Raw genomic sequence first — 20,255 nt, forward strand, 5'->3', positions numbered from 1 at the left:
GGTCGCGGGTTCGAGTCCCGTCCGTTCCGCCAACACATAAGAAAACCTAAGTCTAATGACTTAGGTTTTTTTTTGTTTAAAATTTAAAGTTGTCTACATTACCAGTGCTTATTTCATAATAATTCACCATTAAAGCTATTTTTTACAAAAATAGTTACACTTATTTATCATTATATTCTTTAAAAGGGTGAGGGGAGATCCCAGCTTTGGTATACTAGATAGGTAGCAAGAGATCCTATTGGTTATCTGAGGTTGCTTAATGGCGAAAAAACCGACTTATTCAGTACGTTTTGTAGCAGGTCAACCTGTAGAAAGGATTGAACCTAGTCTACCTTTAGGCCAAATAGAAGAGATGCTACCGATTGGGATGCCACTATATACAGAAGGCACTTTAAAAATTGCTGTTTGGAATATTTACAAACAGCAACGGGTCAATTGGCGTAGTATGCTGGAAACGCTTGCCACCGATACTCAACTATTACTTTTACAAGAAGCGCAAACAACACCTGAATTAGTTCGTTTTGCGGGTAAAAACCATTTAATTGCTGATCAAGTTCCTGCTTTAGCCTTTCAACAGCACCCTGCGGGTGTTATGACCTTATCAAGTTCTCATCCTATCTATTGTTGCCCATTAAGAGAAAAAGAGCCTTTTTTAAGGCTTGCTAAATCTGCATTAATTACGGTTTATCCACTTATTACTGGTGAGCATTTAATGGTGATAAATGTACACGCGATCAATTTTAGTTTCGGTGTTGATGTTTATCAAAGACAATTAAACAGCTTATCGACTCATATCATCGATCATAAAGGGCCTGTTATTTTGGCGGGGGATTTTAACGCCTGGAGTCGTCCAAGAGTTAATGTGTTAAAGCGTTTTGCTAGAAGATTAAAACTTAAAGAAGTGATCTTTGAAAAGGATTTACGCACTCGCGCTTTTGGTAAGCCACTTGATTATATATTTTATCGTGGATTATCACTAAATAAAGCGGAAATCTTAATCACAGATGCATCTGATCATAATCCTTTGGTGGCGACATTTTCTTAACTCGTGATGATAACATTCGTTAATATTAAAATATAAATATTTTAATATAATATGATTGTATTTATTATTGATTAGTATTATTACTCTATATTTAATTTATCTATCTATTTAATCTATTTGTTATATTAACGCGCTTTACTATACTTTTTTTGTCTATCTAATTCCCTACAAATATAGGAAATAATATGGCAACAAAAAATATAGTTATTATTGGCGGTGGTACGGGGGGTACTATTCTCGCTAATATCTTAGCTAAAAAATTAAATGATGAAATATTTTCAAAAAAAATAAAAATTACGCTTATTTCAGATAATCCATACCATTATTACAAACCTGCATTTATGTATATTGCATTTAACCTTTTCTTAAAAGAAGAGTTAATGCGATCACAAAGAAGTTTATTAAGACCAGAAATTGAATTTGTTATAGATAAAGCTGAAAGTTTCGATTTTAATAATAAAACAGTTTATTGTTGTTCTAAGAAAAAATATCACTATGATTTTCTGGTATTAGCCACAGGATGTGTTCCTCGTCTTGATAGAATTGAAGGTTTAGCTGAAGCTGGAAATCATTTTTATCAATATGAAGCTGCACGAAAATTAGCAGATAAAATTGCTACCATTGAAAAAGGGCGTGTATTTATCACGGTAACTTTCCCTGAAACGCCAAATGTACCTCACCAATGTGGTATTGCACCAATGGAAACAACCTTGATGCTGGATGAATTTTTACGTCAGCGACGGGTAAGAAGTAATATAGAAATTGTTTATACCTATCCTACCGTAGCTCAACTATTAAGAAATTGTCTTTTTATGCAGCAAGAAGTTTGTGAAGTACTTCCTGCGGTCTTTTCTGAACGAGATATCAAAGCAAAGCGTGGTTTTACATTAAGTCATGTTGATCCTGATAAGAAAATCGCCTATTCGAAAGAAGGAGAAGCAGAGCCTTTTGATATCTTAATGAGCACACCTCCTATAACAGCGGTAGAAGCCATTCGTAATACAGGATTAAGTGAATATAACAATGGTGAAGGCTGGCTACCGACCGATCCTGAAACATTACAGGTATATGGGTTAAATCAAGTTTATGTGTTAGGTGATACGGTTGATTTGCCTATTAGTAAGGCCGGTGGTAGCTGTCATAACCAAGCGGGGGTTATAGCTAATAATATTTGTGGTGAACTGCGTTATGGTTATCCGGCAGCAATTTATGATGGGCGAGTACAAGCTGTTGCCCAAATGGGATTATCAGCGGGTATGCCATTACAGTATGACTATAAACATGATGTTATTCCAACACCTCCAACAAAACTCGGTGGCATGTTACGTAACGGTTATAACCGGGGCTTATATTGGGCAACGGTCAGAGGATTATTGTAGGGGAATAAAATAATGAGTGAAAATAATTTAAGCCCAAATGAAAAACCGTTGTTATCTAATGAAGATAAAATTCATTTAGAACATTTACTAGAAAAAATAAGGCCTTTATTAGCATTAAAGCGCCTAGATAATATTGTTGATTTATTATCTTTAGCCTCAGATACCGTCGATATTATGGATAACGCAACGGTAGAAAAATTGGCGGTTGCTTTTGAAGAAACATTAATTCCGGTTTGGGAATTAACTACGGCCTTTAATATGGCTAAAAAAGAATCTCTTTATCAGGATAAAAAATATACCTTAGGTGCGACTTTTTCATTATTAAAAAATCCTGACACCTTAAAAGGATTAACTATTGTATTAAGGACATTACAAATTATTGGGGAAAATAATCAGAAAATAGAAGTTTAATTAATGTCAAGGAGATATAATGACGCAAAGTAATAAGTGTTTTAATACTCAAGCAATACATTATGGCTACTCTCCGTTAGATTATCAGGGGGCATTAGTGCCTCCTGTTTTTCAAACGTCCACTTTTGCATTTCCCACGGCTCAATATGGTGCTGATTGTTTTGCTGGGAAAGAAAAAGGGCATTTTTATACTCGTATATCTAACCCTACATTGGATTTATTAGAAAAACGATTAGCTCAGTTAGAGCAAGGAGACGCTTCTGTTGTTTTTTCTTCCGGTATGGGGGCTATCACTTCAACATGTTGGTCATTATTGCAGCCAGGAGATGAACTCATTGCTGATATGACCGTTTATGGTTGTACTTTTACTTTCTTTAATCATGGGCTGGCTAAATTTGGTATCACTATCAAACATGTTGATTTAACCGATCCTGAAAAATTAGCCGAAGCAATTACAGATAGAACAAAGCTTATTTTCTTTGAAACACCGGCTAATCCTAATATGCGGGTTAGTGATATTGAAAAGATCGCTAATATTGCGCATCAACATGATGTTTTAGTCATGGTTGATAGTACTTACTGTTCGCCTTATTTACAAAAGCCACTAACCTTAGGCGCGGATATTGTCGTACATTCTATGACTAAATATTTATCAGGTCATGGTGATGTGATGGCGGGGGCAATTATCACTAATTATCAATTAGCAGATAAAATTCGCGTTGAGGGCTTAAAAGATATGACGGGGGCTTGTTTATCACCTCATGATGCAGCACTCGTTTTAAGAGGGATAAAAACGCTTAGCATTAGAATGGAAAAAATTTGCCAGAATGCGCAGCGTATTGCGCAATTTCTTGAAAATCATCCTAAGGTGGCAACGATTTCATATCCCGGATTAAATTCTTTTCCTCAATATGAACTAGCCAAAAAGCAGATGGCGTTACCTGGTGGTATGATAAGTATGGAGTTGAATGGTGGAATAAAAGCTGGCAGAGAATTTCTTAATCGCTTAATGCTTTTTACTCGAGCGGTGAGTTTAGGTGATTGTGAATCATTGGCTCAGCATCCTGCGACTATGACTCATGCGACATACAGTGCACAAGAGCGTCAACGCCATGGTATTAGTGATGGATTAATTCGTTTATCAATCGGTCTTGAAGACGTTGATGATTTAATTGCTGATTTAACCCAAGCGCTAGCCTAATTGTATTGAGCGCAGATAATGGATAAAGAAAAGGCTGTGAATAACTCACAGCCTTTATTTTTCTTGATAACAGTAGATTATTTCTGCGTTATTCTTGGTTTGATACCAATATAGTAACCAACAGTTAAAATAGCCACCCATACTAACCCAACGATTAATGCCATTCGGGTTGATTCAAAGTAGCCTAAAATTGCTATCACAAATGCCATAAAAATAATGGTAATGGCGGGTGCTATTGGCCAAAATGGTACAGGAAATTTTAGTTTTTTCGCCTCTTCAGCACTCATTTGGCGACGCATAGCCACTTGAGAAAGTAAGATCATCAACCAGACCCATACAGTGGCAAATGTCGCGATAGAGGCAATAAGTACGAAGATTTTTTCTGGAATAAGATAGTTAAGCACAACCCCTAATAATAGCACCACTGACATCACTAATACGGTCATCCAAGGTACACCGTTACGCGTCAGTTTCATAAAGGATTTAGGTGCTTGCCCTTCTTGTGCCATGCCGTACATCATGCGACCAGCACCGAAAATATCACTGTTTATCGCAGAGATAGCGGCGGTGATCACCACAAGATTAAGAATGTTAGCGGCTGAATTGATACCCAGATTGGAAAAAATTTGTACAAATGGACTACCGTTATGGCCAATTTGTTGCCATGGGAAGATGCACATTAAAATAAAAATGGTCAGTACATAGAATAGTAAGATACGAAATGGCACCGCATTGATAGCTTTAGGGATCGTTTTTTCTGGATCTTTAGCTTCACTGGCGGTAATACCAATAACCTCAATACCACCAAATGCAAACATCACAATGGCGAGTGAGGCAATAATGCCTTCTATACCATTTGGCATAAAGCCACCAAACTCCCATAGGTTAGAAATACCAATTGGATGTTCTGTTTGCTGACCAAAGCCGTAGATCATTATGGCTACACCACCGATAATCATGGCAATAATTGCAGTCACTTTAACGATAGAGAGCCAAAATTCCATTTCACCAAATATTTTCACATGACATAAATTTAAGGCACCAATAAAACAGACTATGCCTAATACCCATATCCATTGGTCGACATCGGGAAACCAAAGTTTCATATAAAAACCAAATGCGGTTACGTCGGCAAGACAAACGATAAGCATTTCAAAAACGTAGTTCCAGCCAGTTAAAAATCCGGCTAATGGTCCCATATAATGGCTAGCATATTGTGAAAAAGAACCTGCCACTGGATGATGGACTGCCATTTCCCCTAATGCGCGCATAACCATAAATACTGCGGCACCACCAATAAGATAAGCAAGAAGTACAGCGGGGCCTGCTTTTTCAATCGCCGCGGCTGAACCATAAAAAAGCCCTGTCCCAATAGCAGAGCCTAGCGCCATGAAACGAATATGCCGCCCTGATAGTCCTCGTGAAAGTTTATTCTCTTTTTGCATCTAAAGTGTTTCCCATCTCTGTCCAACCGAAAAATCGGCTCTCTTTTTTTCAGTGTCTTTTCGCACGTTAGCTATCCAAAACAAAGCATGTACCTTATCATAAAGCCTCTTACGGTGAGACAGTTATCTGTAATAATCATCAGCATTCATTGGATATCAGAGTTTCTTATGCAATACCCCATTAATGAAGTGTTTCAAACCTTGCAAGGTGAAGGTGTTTTTACTGGCGTTCCTGCGCTTTTTGTTCGATTACAGGGATGCCCTGTAGGATGTAGTTGGTGTGATACCAAACATACCTGGGAAAAAGAAGAGAGCAAGAAAGTCCCTCTTGGAGATATTCCCATTAAAACACAAGAAAGTGATACTTGGGGTATAGCCACTGTCGAAGATATTTTATCACTTTTCCGGCAACAACGTTATAGTGCAAAGCATGTGGTGATAACGGGAGGGGAACCCTGCCTTTATGACTTACGGCCTTTGACGGAAGGCTTAGAAAAAGCAGGTTTTGATTGCCAAATAGAAACCAGTGGCACGCATGACATCCTCTGTAGTGAAGCAACATGGGTAACACTTTCGCCGAAAGTCGGTATGCGAGGTGGATTGAGTGTTTTATCTAGTGCGATTAATCGTGCCAATGAAATTAAACACCCTGTTGCTCGTGAAAAAGATATCGAAGCACTGGATGATTTACTGCGATTAAGAACTCAACAACCTATGGCGATCGTTGCCTTACAACCAATCAGTTGTAAAGAGAGTGCAACAGCGTTATGTATTAAAACCTGTATTGAGCGTAATTGGCGTTTTTCAATGCAAACACATAAATATTTAAATATCGCCTAGTGTGTCATTTATCGTTAAAAAAAATCAGCCTATGAGTGGCTGATTTTTTTAGGTGAAAATTACTCACCACGATAAATACATCCTGCGGTACATGTCTCTTTAACCATCACGGCGGATAACAGGGGGAGTGATGGTTTAACTTGTTGCCAAATCCATTTTGCCAGTACTTCGCTGGTTGGATTTTCTAAACCTTCAATGTCATTAAGATAATAGTGGTCGAGCCTATCAAGAGTCGGTTTAAATGCGGCTTTCACATCAGCAAAATCAATTAGCCAACCTGACTGCGCATCTACTTCACCAGTGATTTCTAATCTCACTAAAAATGAATGCCCATGTAAACGTCCACATTTATGGCCTTTGGGAACATGGGGTAAGTGGTGCGCAGCTTCAAACTGAAAATCTTTAAAGATGGTGGTTATCATCAAAACTCTCTTGACTTAAATAGTAAAAAAATACAGATAAAACGGTGTCTATTTAGTGTATCTGATTTAGTGTGTTACGCCTAATCGCTTAACCTTAGCGACTTATTATATTCTTTTTCGTTTATTCATTATATCGATAAAGGAAATCGGTAAATAAATTTAGTCTTTAAGGTTATTAGATAGAGCAAACCAGTCTTTAAGTCGTGCTCTGATCGTGCGATACCCTCATATACATTAAAAAAGTCCAACCACAATAACAGCACCGATGCAGTGCAATGTTTTTTTAAGGCAGGATCGATGAGCAATCAACCCCCATTATTATCAATGCTTCCATTAACACAGGAGCAATTGAATAAATTACAGGATGTGACGAAAGACTTAACTCCAGCCCAATTTGCTTGGCTTTCTGGCTATTTTTGGGGGCAATTAAATCAGCATTCATCCACTAAAGATGAGCTGGTAAGTGTACAAAGTCAGGTTCCCCAACAAGAAACCATCACCGTGATATCAGCATCACAAACTGGCAATGCACGTCGTTTAGCTGAACAATTACGCGATAAATTGGTTGATAATCAACTTAATGTTGAGCTCTATAGTGCGAGTGAATATAAATTTAAGCAGATCCACAAAACGACAACCTTAATTATTATTACCTCAACACAGGGGGAAGGTGAACCTCCTGAAGAAGCCATCGCATTTTATAAATATTTGCACTCTAAAAAAGCCGCGCCAATGAAGCAAACGGCTTATGCTGTACTGAGTCTCGGCGATAGTAGCTATGAACATTTTTGCCAAGCAGGTAAAGATTTTGATCATCAATTGGCGCAACTTGGCGCGACCAGTCTATTAGAAAGATTAGATGCAGATGTTGATTATCAAGCTGACGCTGATAAATGGATAACTCAGCTGACTGATATTTTAAAAATACGTATACCTGAGCAAAATACTCAAGTATTGCAACAAACACAATCAGGAACAACCGACAGTGTCGATACCGCACGCTACCATCGTGATGCACCTTTTAGTGCCACTTTATTAACTAATCAGAAGATCACCGGTCGACATTCAGATAAAGATATTCGTCATATTGAAATCAGTCTAGCAGGCTCTGAATTGCAATATCTTCCCGGAGATGCGCTAGGAGTATGATTTAAGAATTCGGAAGAAAAAGTGGATGAGCTTATTACCCTACTATGGTTAACGGGGGATGAGCAGGTAAATGTTAAATCACAAACATTAACGTTAAAAGAAGCATTATTGCATCATGTTGAATTAACTCAAAATAGTGCACCAATTATTAAAGCATATGCCCAATTATCCCGCCACGAAGAGTTATTATCGCTGGTGGCTGATAAAAGCAAACTTCAGCAATATGCGCAAACCTACCCAATTAATGAAATGGTACGTCAATATAGTGCGCAACCTAATGCTCAAGAGTTTATTGATATATTGCGCCCATTAACTCCACGTCTTTACTCCATCGCTTCATCACAACAAGAAGTTGATGATGAAGTTCATCTTACCTTAGGTGTTGTTCGTTATAACGTCGATCAGCGTGCTTATACAGGAGGCGCCTCAGGGTTCTTAGCTGATCAACTTCAAGAAGGCGATACAGTAAACGTTTTTATTGAACGTAATGATCATTTTCGTTTACCTGAAGATAATCAAGTCCCTGTGATTATGATTGGCCCAGGGACGGGGATTGCGCCTTTTCGAGGGTTTATGCAACAACGTGAAAGTGAAGGTGCGACGGGGAAAAACTGGCTCTTTTTTGGCAATCCTCATTTTGTAGAAGATTTTCTTTATCAAGTGGAATGGCAACGTTATGTCAAAAGCGGGTTGTTAACACGTATTGATTTAGCATGGTCGCGTGATCAAGCCGATAAAATTTATGTGCAAGATAAATTACGGGAGCAAGGTCAGGAAATTTGGCAATGGTTACAGCAAGGTGCTTATCTCTACGTTTGTGGTGATGCATCAAGAATGGCTAAAGATGTTGAACAAACATTGTTAGAAATAGTAATGACCCATGGCAATAAAAATATTGAGCAAGCAGATGATTATTTAAGTGAGCTACGTTTAGCACGTCGTTATCAGAGGGATGTTTATTAAAATGAAATCACAAACTCAAGCGCCCTTAGTGGTTGAAGGAAAACTATCTGATAGTGAACGTATGAAAAAAGAGAGTAATTTCTTACGAGGCACTATTAGTGATGATCTACAAAATGGTCTAACCGGTGGTTTTGAGGGCGATAATTTTTTATTAATTCGTTTTCACGGTATGTACCAACAAGATGATAGAGATATTCGTGCCGAGCGTGCCCAACAGCTACTAGAGCCTCGTCATGCCATGATGTTACGTTGTCGTTTACCGGGCGGTGTCATCACACCAAAGCAGTGGCTAAGTATCGATAAGTTTGCTAGTGAAAATACGCTCTATGGCAGTATTCGTATTACTAATCGTCAAACTTTTCAATTTCATGGCATTTTAAAAGGTCATGTTAAACCGGCTCACCAAATGCTAGCGTCAACAGGCCTTGATGCTCTTGCAACCGCCAATGATGTTAATCGAAATGTGCTATGTACCTCAAACCCTGAACAATCTTCATTGCATCAAGAAGCTTATGAATGGGCCAAAAAACTATCCGAGCATTTATTGCCACGCACCCATGCCTATGCAGAAATTTGGTTAGATAAAGAGAAAGTGGCGACAACGGATGAGGAGCCTATTTTAGGTGAAACCTATTTACCTCGGAAATTTAAAACATCGGTGGTGATCCCCCCTTATAACGATGTTGACTTGCATGCCAATGACATGAATTTTATTGCCATCGCAGAAAATGGGCATTTGGTTGGTTTTAATGTGCTAGTCGGTGGCGGCCTTGCGATGACCCATGGTGATAAAAAAACCTTTCCGCGTTTAGCTAGTGAATTTGGTTATATTCCTATTGATAAAACATTAGCAGTCGCTGAAGCGATTGTGACGACGCAACGAGATTGGGGCAATCGTACTGAACGTAAAAATGCCAAAACCAAATACACCTTAGAGCGTGTTGGTATTGAAACATTTAAACAGGAAGTTGAACGTCGCTCAGGCGTTATGTTTGATATGATCCGACCGTATCAATTTACTCACCGTGGTGATCAAATTGGTTGGTTAAAAGGGGTTGATAACAAATGGTATCTAACCTTATTTATTGAAAGTGGTCGATTAATCGATAAACCTAATGCGCCGTTAAAAACGGGGGTTGCTGAAATTGCCAAAGTGCATCTTGGTGACTTTCGTTTAACAGCTAATCAAAATTTGATTGTTGCTGGTGTACCAGAGGCACAGAAAGAGCAGATTGAGGCGATAGCGCGTCAATATGGTTTAATTAATGATGAGGTTACACCGCTGCGTAAACATGCCATGGCGTGTGTTTCATTTCCAACTTGCCCATTAGCCATGGCAGAAGCGGAGCGTTTCCTTCCCGCATTTACCGATACCCTTGATAATATCATGGCTAAATACGGAGTCAGTGATGAGCATATTGTTGTACGTGTAACAGGGTGTCCTAACGGTTGTGGTCGTGCGATGTTGGCGGAAGTCGGACTGGTGGGTAAAGCCCCCGATCGCTATAACTTACATCTAGGAGGAAACCGCATGGGTACTCGCATTCCTAGAATGTATCGTGAAAATATTTCATCACAAGAAATCATTGAAATTCTTGATACTTTAATTGGTCAGTGGGCTATTTCACGTGAATTAAATGAAGGTTTTGGTGATTTTCTTATTCGTACTGATGTTATCAAACCCGTTGTTAATTCAGCCATTGATTTTTATGAAGTGCAGGAGGTGATATGAGTCGATTATCACTTTCTCAGTTGGTGTTGCTATCGATTGAAGAGCAGCGACTGGCGCTTGATGAAATCAACCAACAATTAGAGCAAAAAACGGCGATAGAGCGGGTGATTTGGGCTTTAGAACATCTTCCTAACCAGTTTGTTTTAAGCTCAAGTTTTGGTATTCAAGCGGCAGTTTGTTTGCATTTGCTCACCAGACAATATCCCGATATACCTGTAATTTTGACAGACACAGGTTATCTCTTTCCCGAAACATATCAATTTATTGATGAATTAACCTCTTCACTACAACTTAATTTAAAAGTATATCGCGCTGAAATATCTTCATCTTGGCAAGAAGCACGCTACGGCAAACTTTGGTTGCAAGGGATTGAAGGTATCGAACGTTATAACCAAATAAATAAAGTTGCGCCAATGGAAAAGGCATTAAAGGAGTTACAGGCGAAGACATGGTTTGCAGGGCTACGACGCCAGCAATCAAAAAGTCGAGAGCATTTACCTGTTTTATCCATAGCGAAAGGTATTTTTAAGTTACTACCGATAGTCGATTGGGATAATAAACAAATTTATCAATATCTTAAACAGCATAATTTACCTTACCATCCATTATGGGAACAAGGTTATCTGTCTGTGGGTGATACGCATACGACACGCAAATGGCAAGAGGGAATGAGTGAAGAAGAGACGCGATTCTTTGGCTTAAAACGTGAGTGTGGATTACACGAATAATATTATTATTCATTATTAATATCGCTATTTATTTTGAGTGGGCAATAGAGTCATCTGTTGCCCTCTTTGTCGTGAGTAAAATAATAACCATTTGAAATTATTATATTTTTGCTTATTCCTTTCTGTTCCATCACATAGCTTTTTGTCATTTCATAACCCCGAATGCACCTTTTATAGTCGTTATTCATATAAGTAAACAATAAAAATGTGAGATACGCGTATGGATTACCTACCCTTATTTGTGGAATTAAAACAGCGCCCAGTATTACTGGTTGGCGGTGGGCATGTCGCTGCGCGTAAAGCCGTACTGTTATTAAAAGCGGGCGCTCGGTTACGTGTTATCGCGCCACAGTTATGTGATGAATTGCATCTTGCTTATCAGCAAAATCAAATTGAGTGGATTGCTGGGCAATATCAGTCAGAGCATTTACTTGGCATGATGCTGGTGATCGTGGCAACAGACGATAAGGTATTAAATCAACAAGTGTATCTAGATGCGCAAGCACGCCACATTTTTGTCAATGTCGTCGACTCTCAACCCCAATGCTCTTTTATCTTTCCTGCCATTATCGATAGAAATCCGATATTAATTGCCATTTCATCAGCGGGCAAAGCCCCTGTTTTAGTTCGTATGATACGGGAAAAGCTAGAGGCATTATTGCCTACCTCATTAGGGGCTATGGCGACTATTGCGGGGAAATGGCGCAATAAAGTGAAACAAAAACTGACTGGTTTTCAAGCACGTTGCCGCTTTTGGGAGCAAGCGTTTAGTGGCAAATTTGCCTCATTAGTGGCAAGTGGTCAATTAATACAAGCGCAAGCACAGCTCGAACAACAACTGTCTCATCCAGATAGCCCACAAGGTGAGCTTGCTTTAGTGGGGGCAGGGCCGGGTGATGCCGGGTTATTAACCTTACGAGGTTTGCAAGTTATCCAGCAGGCCGAGGTGGTACTTTATGACAGTTTAGTCAGTGCAGACATCTTAGAACTGGTACGCCGTGATGCTGATAGAATTTGTGTGGGTAAAAGAGCGGGGCAACACAGTACGTTGCAAGAAGAAATCAATCAATTGATCGTGAAATATACTCAGCTTGGTAAACGAGTTGTCAGACTAAAAGGGGGCGATCCTTTTATTTTTGGACGCGGAGGAGAAGAGCTTGAAATTGCGGTACAACATGGCATTCCTTTTCAAGTTGTTCCCGGTGTTACCGCAGCTAGTGGGGCCAGTGCTTATGCGGGTATTCCATTAACTCATCGTAACTATGCGCAAAGTGTCACTTTTATGACTGGGCATTGCCAATCAGGGGGGATAGAGCCAGATTGGCAAGCTTTAGCGCAAGCTAATCATACGTTAGCAATTTATATGGGAACGACGAAAGCAGAACTTATTAGCCAGCGTTTAATAGAGCAAGGTCGTTCACCACTCACCCCTATTGCCGTCATTAGTTGCGGTACACGCCATGATCAACAGATCTTAACGGGAAATTTAACACAATTAGCGCAATTAGCTAAGCAAGCTCCCACCCCGGCATTATTAATCGTTGGAGAAGTTGCTGCATTACATCACCAACTTGCGTGGTTTGGTGATAGACAAACTCAACATACCTCTGCCATCCACTCATCTTTGGTTCATTTTGCCTAAACGAGGTTGTTATGAATGAAACACAATTAACTCATCTTCAGCAATTAGAAGCAGAAAGCATTTATATACTGCGTGAAGTTGTCGCTGAATTTGAAAATCCCGTCATGCTTTACTCAATAGGCAAAGATTCTTCGGTGATGTTGCATCTAGCACGTAAGGCTTTTTATCCGGCGAAATTACCTTTTCCTCTTTTACATGTTGATACGGGTTGGAAATTTCGTGAGATGTATGAGTTTCGCGATAAAACGGCCAAAGAGTATGGTTTTGATCTCAAAGTTTATCGTAATCCCCAAGGGGCACAATTGGGGATCAATCCCTTTATTCATGGTAGCGCCAAGCATACAGATATCATGAAAACAGAAGGTCTTAAGCAAGCTCTGGATAAATATGGTTTTGATGCCGCATTTGGTGGGGCGCGTCGTGATGAAGAAAAATCGCGTGCTAAAGAGCGTATTTACTCATTTAGAGATAGATCTCATCGTTGGGATCCGAAAAATCAACGTCCAGAATTATGGCAAAACTACAACGGCCAAATTAATAAAGGGGAAAGTATTCGCGTTTTTCCATTATCAAATTGGACGGAGCTAGATATTTGGCAATATATCTATTTAGAAAACATCGATATTGTGCCGCTCTATTTCGCTAAACACCGTCCAGTTATTGAGCGGGATGGTACCTTGATTATGGTTGACGATGATCGAATCGACCTAAAAGCTGGAGAGGTGATCACACAACAAAAAGTACGCTTTAGAACATTAGGCTGCTGGCCATTAACGGGCGCTATTCCTTCACAAGCAGACACATTACCCGCCATTATTGAAGAGATGTTAATTTCCACCAGTAGCGAGCGACAAGGGCGTTTAATTGACAGTGATCAGTCTGCTTCAATGGAACTTAAAAAACGTCAGGGTTATTTTTAATAGGAGTCACTATGGGACTTGCAGCCATCAAAACCAACCAACTGATCGCCGGTGAAATAGCACAATCAGGTGGTGTAGAAAATTATTTAAAAACACAACAGAACAAAGGGTTATTACGTTTTTTAACCTGTGGCAATGTTGATGATGGAAAAAGCACCTTAATTGGTCGTTTACTTCATGATACGCGGCAGATCTACGAAGATCAGCTCTCCACCTTACAAAACGAGAGTAAAAAGATTGGTACTCAAGGTGAAAAATTAGATCTCGCTTTGCTGGTGGACGGTTTAGCGGCTGAACGAGAGCAAGGGATCACTATTGATGTAGCTTATCGCTATTTTTCAACAGCCAAACGAAAATTTATTATTGCCGATACGCCGGGACATGCACAATATACCCGCAATATGGCGACAGGAGCATCAACGAGTACGCTTTCTATTCTGCTGATCGATGCTCGAAAAGGGGTACAAGAGCAAACTCGCCGCCATAGTTTTATTAGCACACTCCTTGGGATCCGTCACTTAGTGGTCGCGATTAATAAAATGGATCTACTTGATTATCAACAAGAGATCTTTGAGTCGATCCAACAAGATTACCTGCACTTTGCACAACAATTACCGCGCGATCTCACTATCGAATTTGTGCCTATCTCTGCACTGGAGGGGGATAATGTAGTATCTCCTTCATTAAATATGCCTTGGTATACAGGAAAAACACTGCTGGCATTACTTGAAGATGCGCCGGTTAAATTTAAATTAGGGGCTAAATCTCAAAGATTGCGTTTTCCTGTACAGTATGTGAATCGTCCTGATTTAGATTTTAGAGGCTACAGTGGCACAGTTTCATCAGGCTCTCTTTATCAAGGACAACAAATCAAAGTATTACCCTCAGGACAGCGTTCAACCATTAAACGTATTGTGACTTTTGATGGCGATCTGACTCAGGCGCAAGTGGCTCAAGCGATTACACTGGTGTTAGCGGATGAAATCGATATTAGTCGTGGCGACATTATTGTTGATGCTAACGATACCACTGCTAATGTTAGCAATCATGCGTTGGTGGATATCGTATGGATGTCAGAACAACCGTTAGTACAGGGACAAACCCTTGATATCAAAGTAGCAGGCAAAAAAAGTCGTGCCAAAATAGAGAATATTCACTATCAAGTTGATGTGGATAAGCTCACTCAACAAGTGACCGAAAGTTTAGCGCTAAATGCCATTGGGCATGTTGAAGTGTTATTTGAAGAGCCATTGGTGCTGGATAACTATCAACTTAATGCACAAACAGGAGGGCTTATTTTTATTGATAGATTAAGCAATGTCACGGTGGGTGCTGGTCTTATTCGAGAAATTCGCGACAACGTGCAACCCACAACTTCCCAATACGATGCATTTGAAATTGAACTCAATCAGTTGATCCGCCGCCATTTTCCGCATTGGGGCGCAAGAGACTTACTGGGAGGAAAATAGTGACGATACATCAAGATATTGTCTGGCATCCTCATCAAATAGGGTTAAAAGAGCGTGAAGCACAACAGGTACACAAAGGATGTGTACTTTGGTTTACTGGGTTATCTGGCTCAGGTAAATCAACACTGGCTGATGCGCTAGAGCAAACCTTATATCAGTACTCGACACTCCATGCGCCTATCCGCACCTATTTATTAGATGGTGATAATCTACGCCATGGTTTATGCCATGATCTTGGGTTTAGTGAACAAGATAGGCATGAAAATATTCGCCGTGTAGGGGAAGTGGCTAAACTAATGGTTGATGCCGGATTAATTGTCTTAACAGCATTTATTTCTCCTTATCAGCAAGATAGACAACAAGTAAGAGAAAGGTTTGCTCAAGGGCGATTTATTGAGATCTTTGTTGATACACCTTTAGCCCTTTGTGAAGCACGTGATCCTAAAGGCCTCTATCAAAAAGCACGACGAGGAGAGATCAAACAGTTTTCCGGCATTGATTCACCTTATGAACCACCCACTGCGCCAGAAATTCATTTAGACGGCTCACTCGCGATTAATGAGCTTACACAACAAATCCTCGCTTATTTACAGCAACAACAAATTTACCGCTAATCATATCTCTACATCATTTTCTCTTATCTGGGAAAATATGTAGGGATAGAAGGGGTTTTTTAATAAACTGATTTGGCGGCAAATACAGTGTAAATACCACTTCTTTACTTACCACTCCAGTAGATAAAAACGCGCTTTTAAGCATATAACTTATACTTTATCTGAAAAATAGCGTGATTGTTTATGTTAAGGGTGGGGGGAATACGAATATTCATGTAATATATCTGCGCGCTTTTGTGGCGCAGATGGGAGAGTTGTGGGATGATTAGCCCATTCATTTTGGGGGTGGTAATGGGGAAATTAACAGTCTTACTTCTGATCTTACTTGGTTTTCTACAATATTCATTGTGGTTAGGTAAAAATGGTATTCATGATTACAACAAAGTAAGTCAAGAAGTTGAATCTGCATTAGCGCAAAACGCACAATTAAAGTCGCGTAATGATCGCTTATTTGCGGAGATTGATGACCTCAATGGCGGGCAAGAAGCATTAGATGAGCGTGCTCGTAGTGAACTTGGCATGATAAAGCCTAATGAAAGCTTTTATCGTATTGTTAATGATAAATCCCAACCACGTCGTTAATTTGTTGAATTAATAGTGTGCCTTGATATAAATACTATAATGAATATACCAAACTCTACTTTTCCTATTGTGGCGGTTATTCCCGCTGCCGGCATAGGTAGTCGAATGCAAGCAACCTGCCCGAAGCAATACCTTAAAATTGGCAGATTGACTATCCTTGAACATACTATTAATGCGCTATTAAAACATCCACGCATTTCGCAAATTATTGTCGCAATTAACCCAGAAGATGACTATTTTTATCACCTAGCCCTTGCTAAAGATAAACGAATTATTGTCGTTAAAGGAGGGGGACAACGTGCTGATTCGGTATTATCAGGGCTTCGCTATATTACAGAACATCTTGCGCAAAATACATGGGCGCTAGTTCATGATGCGGCAAGACCTTGCCTGTCCTTTAGTGATTTGGATAATCTTATTCAAATCATTGATGATAACCATCTTGATCCTCAATTTTGTGGCGGGATCTTAGCCTCTCCTGTGCGTGATACGATGAAACGTAGTCATCAACAAGATAACCATATTGAAAAAACAGTGGCAAGAGACACGCTATGGCATGCTTTAACGCCACAATTTTTCCCAGCGGCCTTGTTAAAACAAAATCTTGAAAACGCATTGGCACAAAACGTACCCATTACTGATGAAGCATCTGCGATGGAATTTGGTGGATATGAACCCTTATTAGTTAAAGGCCGTGCGGATAATATAAAAGTCACACAACCAGAAGACTTGGCTCTTGCAGAATTTTTCCTCTCTCGACAAATTACCAGCATAAGGAACACATAATATGAGAATTGGACACGGTTATGATGTACATAAATTTGGCGGAGAAGGCCCAATTATTATTGGTGGTGTGAGAATTCCTTATGAACAAGGTCTACTAGCCCATTCAGATGGCGATGTGGTACTACATGCGGTGACAGATGCCATTTTAGGTGCTGTTGCGATGGGCGATATTGGTACATTATTTCCTGATACAGATCCGGCTTATAAAGGTGCGGATAGCCGAGTATTATTGCGCGAAGCCTTTTCAAGAGTGATGGCTAAAGGTTACCGTATTGGTAATCTTGATGTCACTATTATTGCTCAGGCACCTAAAATGCTACCTCATACTCCACAAATGCGTGTCAATATTGCTGAAGATCTCCATTGTCATGTCGATGATATCAATGTTAAAGCGACCACTACTGAGAAATTAGGTTTTGTAGGACGCAAAGAAGGTATCGCTTGTGAAGCGGTGGTGTTATTAATCAAAGAGTCTTTATCTTAATGAGTGATTTACCAGAACTTCATTGGCTACATGGCAAACCGACAGCGACAGGGCGATTAAAATCGACACCAGAAGATTTTAAGGTCAGCGAAGATCTCGGCTTTACCTTAGATGGTGAAGGCGAACACGTGATGGTTAGAGTCAGAAAAACAGGTTGTAATACGGCTTTTGTGGCTGAAAAGTTAGCTAAATTTGCCGGTATTCATCCTCGAGATGCTAGTTATGCTGGGCTTAAAGACAGAAATGCGGTTACGGAACAATGGTTTTGTTTGCGTATGCCGGGTAAAGAGATGCCCGACTTTAGTCAATTTACGTTAGAAGGTTGCGAAATATTAACAACCACCCGCCAGCAACGTAAGCTACGTATTGGGACATTAAAAGGGAACCATTTCACCTTAGTATTACGTGATATCTCCGATGTGACATCGGTGGAAACTCGTCTAGTAGAGATACAAAAACAAGGGGTTCCTAACTATTTTGGTGTGCAACGCTTTGGTCGTAATGGCGACAATTTACGCCAAGCATGGCGTTGGGCAACCAATGAAATTCGGGTAAAAGAGCGTAGCAAACGTAGCTTTTATCTCTCAGCTGCACGTAGTGCGATGTTTAATCATCTGGTGAGCCAACGACTTGAGCGTCATATTTATACTCAAGTGCTTTGTGGTGATGCGATGCAATTGCACGGTAAAAGAAGTTGGTTTGTGGCAGAAGAAGCGGAACTTGCCCAAATACAAACACGCTATGAAGAGCATGATATACATATTACCGCTCCATTGCCGGGTAAAGGTGACTTAGGTACACAAGCACAAGCACTGATATTTGAAACCGACAACTTAGCTGACTACGAAGCATTATGGTCATTAGCACAACAAGAGCGAGTTGATACCACTCGCCGTGCGATTAATTTGCTACCAGAAAATATGTCATGGCATTGGTTAGATGATACTACGGTTTCTTTATCGTTCTTTTTGCCAGCAGGAAGTTTTGCCACTAGCGTTGTCCGTGAATTGATATTATTAGGGAATATTGATGCTGAAAATATTAGTGAGTAATGACGATGGTGTTATGGCAAAAGGGATACAGACACTCGCAAAAGCCTTACGCCAGCGTTATGATGTACAAATTGTCGCACCGGATCGCAATCGTAGTGCTGCATCCAACTCATTAACTATTGATAGACCGTTGCGTAAACAGCGACATGAAAATGGTGATATTGCGATAGTTGAAGGTACACCCACGGATTGTGTCTATCTCGGTGTTAATCATCTCGTCAGACCGCGTCCAGATATTGTGGTGTCTGGCATTAATCATGGCCCTAATTTAGGGGATGATGTGCTTTACTCAGGTACGGTTGCTGCCGCTACTGAGGGCCGGTTCTTAGGTTTACCCGCGATTGCGGTATCACTTGATGGCGAAACGCATTTTGACACAGCAGCCCAAGTGACTTGTGATGTTTTAGCTATGCTACAACGAGTACCTTTAAGAGCTGGGAATATTTTAAATATTAATGTGCCTGATATTCCGTTAGCGGAGATCAAAGGTTTTCGTATAACACGTTGTGGAAGTCGTCATGCTTCACAACATGTTTATACACAAACAGATCCAAAAGGAAATACCCTTTATTGGATCGGGCCTCCTGGCGAAAAAAATGATGTGGGGCCGGATACAGATTTTGCAGCGGTTGATGCAGGTTATGTCTCCATCACACCATTACATGTTGATTCAACAGCGTATAAAGCGCTTGAGTTATTAAAAGATTGGTTAAATAAAGCAGAGGTCGAAAAAACATGTTAAGTCGGTCAATGAAAGACTTACTGACAATGTTAAAACAACACGGCATCAATGATGAGCGTCTGTTGGAAGCTATGAGCAAAGTACCCCGAGAGCTATTTATTGATGAAGCGCTCTCCCATAAGGCTTATGAAAATACGGCTTTACCTATTGGTAATGGTCAAACTATTTCACAGCCTTATATTGTTGCTAAAATGACATCACTGCTTGAATTACAAGCAACGGATTCTGTGTTAGAGATTGGCACAGGCTCTGGTTATCAAACTGCAGTATTAGCAAACTTAGTGCATCATGTCAGTTCAGTTGAACGGATAAAAATATTGCAGTGGCAGGCAAAACGACGCTTTAAACACCTTGATTTACATAATATTTCGACTCGTCATGGTGATGGTTGGGAAGGTTGGGTATCAAAAGGCCCCTTTAATGCTATTATTGTTACTGCCTGTGCAACAGAAGTACCGCAACGACTCTTGATGCAATTAGCTGATGGTGGCAGGATGATCATTCCTGTCGGTGAACAGCAGCAGATGCTTAAGTTTATTCGTCGTTTAGGTAATGATTTTCACTATCAATCTATCGAGGCTGTACGCTTTGTCCCCCTAATTGCGGGTGAGTTAGCATAACTTCCAGATAAATCTGACCATTTTTTATT

19 protein-coding genes and 1 pseudogene are annotated in these 20,255 nt (G+C 40.0%); 18 read left to right on the forward strand and 2 right to left on the reverse strand.

Going from position 1 to position 20,255, the window contains the following annotated elements:
- Positions 1 to 259 precede the first annotated feature (259 nt).
- The 4 genes from HMPREF3129_RS00005 (at position 260) to HMPREF3129_RS00020 (ending at position 4,036) form a co-directional block, all read left to right on the forward strand.
- Entirely contained in the window at positions 260 to 1,045 is a 786-nt protein-coding gene (locus tag HMPREF3129_RS00005) for an endonuclease/exonuclease/phosphatase family protein (RefSeq protein WP_004244368.1), read from the forward strand.
- A gap of 185 nt (positions 1,046 to 1,230) precedes the next feature.
- Positions 1,231 to 2,424, forward strand: a complete 1,194-nt coding sequence (locus HMPREF3129_RS00010) for an NAD(P)/FAD-dependent oxidoreductase (protein ID WP_004250259.1) — start codon at positions 1,231 to 1,233, stop codon at positions 2,422 to 2,424.
- A 12-nt stretch (positions 2,425 to 2,436) separates the two neighbouring features.
- The gene (locus tag HMPREF3129_RS00015; protein ID WP_004248702.1) at positions 2,437 to 2,835 is read left to right on the forward strand and encodes a helical membrane plugin domain-containing protein; all 399 of its coding nucleotides are present in this window, start codon (positions 2,437 to 2,439) and stop codon (positions 2,833 to 2,835) included.
- Between the two features lie 19 nt (positions 2,836 to 2,854).
- On the forward strand, positions 2,855 to 4,036 hold the full coding sequence (locus HMPREF3129_RS00020; protein WP_004244365.1) for a methionine gamma-lyase: 1,182 nt from the start codon (positions 2,855 to 2,857) through the stop codon (positions 4,034 to 4,036).
- A gap of 77 nt (positions 4,037 to 4,113) precedes the next feature.
- Here the strand turns inward: HMPREF3129_RS00020 and HMPREF3129_RS00025 are convergent, their stop codons facing one another.
- Complete coding sequence (locus HMPREF3129_RS00025; RefSeq protein WP_004248701.1) at positions 4,114 to 5,481, reverse strand: amino acid permease; 1,368 nt, start codon at positions 5,479 to 5,481, stop codon at positions 4,114 to 4,116.
- Between the two features lie 168 nt (positions 5,482 to 5,649).
- Here HMPREF3129_RS00025 and queE point away from each other — a divergent pair, with 168 nt between their 5' ends.
- Positions 5,650 to 6,321, forward strand: a complete 672-nt coding sequence (queE, locus tag HMPREF3129_RS00030; protein WP_004248700.1) for a 7-carboxy-7-deazaguanine synthase QueE — start codon at positions 5,650 to 5,652, stop codon at positions 6,319 to 6,321.
- 59 nt (positions 6,322 to 6,380) lie between these two features.
- On the opposite strand, the gene queD is transcribed toward queE, so the two are convergent.
- On the reverse strand, positions 6,381 to 6,746 hold the full coding sequence (gene queD, locus HMPREF3129_RS00035; RefSeq protein ID WP_168713146.1) for a 6-carboxytetrahydropterin synthase QueD: 366 nt from the start codon (positions 6,744 to 6,746) through the stop codon (positions 6,381 to 6,383).
- A 294-nt stretch (positions 6,747 to 7,040) separates the two neighbouring features.
- Here queD and cysJ point away from each other — a divergent pair.
- From cysJ to HMPREF3129_RS00100, 13 genes and pseudogenes are all read left to right on the forward strand, one after another.
- Positions 7,041 to 8,855, forward strand: a pseudogene (cysJ, locus tag HMPREF3129_RS00040) (NADPH-dependent assimilatory sulfite reductase flavoprotein subunit).
- Position 8,856: 1 nt separating this feature from the next.
- Entirely contained in the window at positions 8,857 to 10,587 is a 1,731-nt protein-coding gene (cysI, locus tag HMPREF3129_RS00045; protein ID WP_004248698.1) for an assimilatory sulfite reductase (NADPH) hemoprotein subunit, read from the forward strand.
- Positions 10,584 to 11,315 carry a phosphoadenylyl-sulfate reductase gene (locus HMPREF3129_RS00050; protein ID WP_012368298.1) on the forward strand — a complete coding sequence of 244 codons (732 nt, stop codon included), beginning with the start codon at positions 10,584 to 10,586 and terminating at the stop codon, positions 11,313 to 11,315. The genes cysI and HMPREF3129_RS00050 overlap by 4 nt, the downstream gene beginning before the upstream one ends.
- 220 nt (positions 11,316 to 11,535) lie before the next feature.
- Positions 11,536 to 12,957, forward strand: coding sequence for a siroheme synthase CysG (cysG, locus tag HMPREF3129_RS00055; RefSeq protein WP_004244357.1), 1,422 nt, complete (start codon positions 11,536 to 11,538; stop codon positions 12,955 to 12,957).
- Positions 12,958 to 12,968: 11 nt separating this feature from the next.
- Entirely contained in the window at positions 12,969 to 13,877 is a 909-nt protein-coding gene (cysD, locus tag HMPREF3129_RS00060) for a sulfate adenylyltransferase subunit CysD (protein ID WP_004244356.1), read from the forward strand.
- An 11-nt stretch (positions 13,878 to 13,888) separates the two neighbouring features.
- Complete coding sequence (gene cysN / locus HMPREF3129_RS00065; protein ID WP_070486566.1) at positions 13,889 to 15,346, forward strand: sulfate adenylyltransferase subunit CysN; 1,458 nt, start codon at positions 13,889 to 13,891, stop codon at positions 15,344 to 15,346.
- Positions 15,346 to 15,960 carry an adenylyl-sulfate kinase gene (cysC, locus tag HMPREF3129_RS00070; protein ID WP_004244354.1) on the forward strand — a complete coding sequence of 205 codons (615 nt, stop codon included), beginning with the start codon at positions 15,346 to 15,348 and terminating at the stop codon, positions 15,958 to 15,960. Before cysN ends, cysC begins: the two co-directional genes overlap by 1 nt.
- Before the next feature lie 291 nt (positions 15,961 to 16,251).
- On the forward strand, positions 16,252 to 16,542 hold the full coding sequence (gene ftsB, locus HMPREF3129_RS00075; protein WP_026090399.1) for a cell division protein FtsB: 291 nt from the start codon (positions 16,252 to 16,254) through the stop codon (positions 16,540 to 16,542).
- 39 nt (positions 16,543 to 16,581) lie between these two features.
- Positions 16,582 to 17,328, forward strand: coding sequence for a 2-C-methyl-D-erythritol 4-phosphate cytidylyltransferase (gene ispD, locus HMPREF3129_RS00080; RefSeq protein WP_017627876.1), 747 nt, complete (start codon positions 16,582 to 16,584; stop codon positions 17,326 to 17,328).
- Between the two features lies 1 nt (position 17,329).
- Entirely contained in the window at positions 17,330 to 17,812 is a 483-nt protein-coding gene (gene ispF, locus HMPREF3129_RS00085) for a 2-C-methyl-D-erythritol 2,4-cyclodiphosphate synthase (RefSeq protein ID WP_004248690.1), read from the forward strand.
- A complete protein-coding gene (gene truD / locus HMPREF3129_RS00090; protein WP_036918940.1) occupies positions 17,812 to 18,864 on the forward strand; it encodes a tRNA pseudouridine(13) synthase TruD in 1,053 nt (350 codons plus the stop codon). Before ispF ends, truD begins: the two co-directional genes overlap by 1 nt.
- Positions 18,842 to 19,606, forward strand: a complete 765-nt coding sequence (gene surE, locus HMPREF3129_RS00095; protein ID WP_004244347.1) for a 5'/3'-nucleotidase SurE — start codon at positions 18,842 to 18,844, stop codon at positions 19,604 to 19,606. Before truD ends, surE begins: the two co-directional genes overlap by 23 nt.
- Positions 19,600 to 20,226 (forward strand): protein-L-isoaspartate(D-aspartate) O-methyltransferase, encoded by a 627-nt coding sequence (locus HMPREF3129_RS00100; protein ID WP_004244345.1) that lies wholly within the window; start codon positions 19,600 to 19,602, stop codon positions 20,224 to 20,226. Before surE ends, HMPREF3129_RS00100 begins: the two co-directional genes overlap by 7 nt.
- The last annotated feature ends 29 nt before the right edge of the window (positions 20,227 to 20,255 follow it).

The organism is Proteus sp. HMSC14B05 (assembly GCF_001808035.1).
In the GTDB taxonomy this organism is placed as follows: Bacteria; Pseudomonadota; Gammaproteobacteria; order Enterobacterales; family Enterobacteriaceae; genus Proteus; species Proteus mirabilis.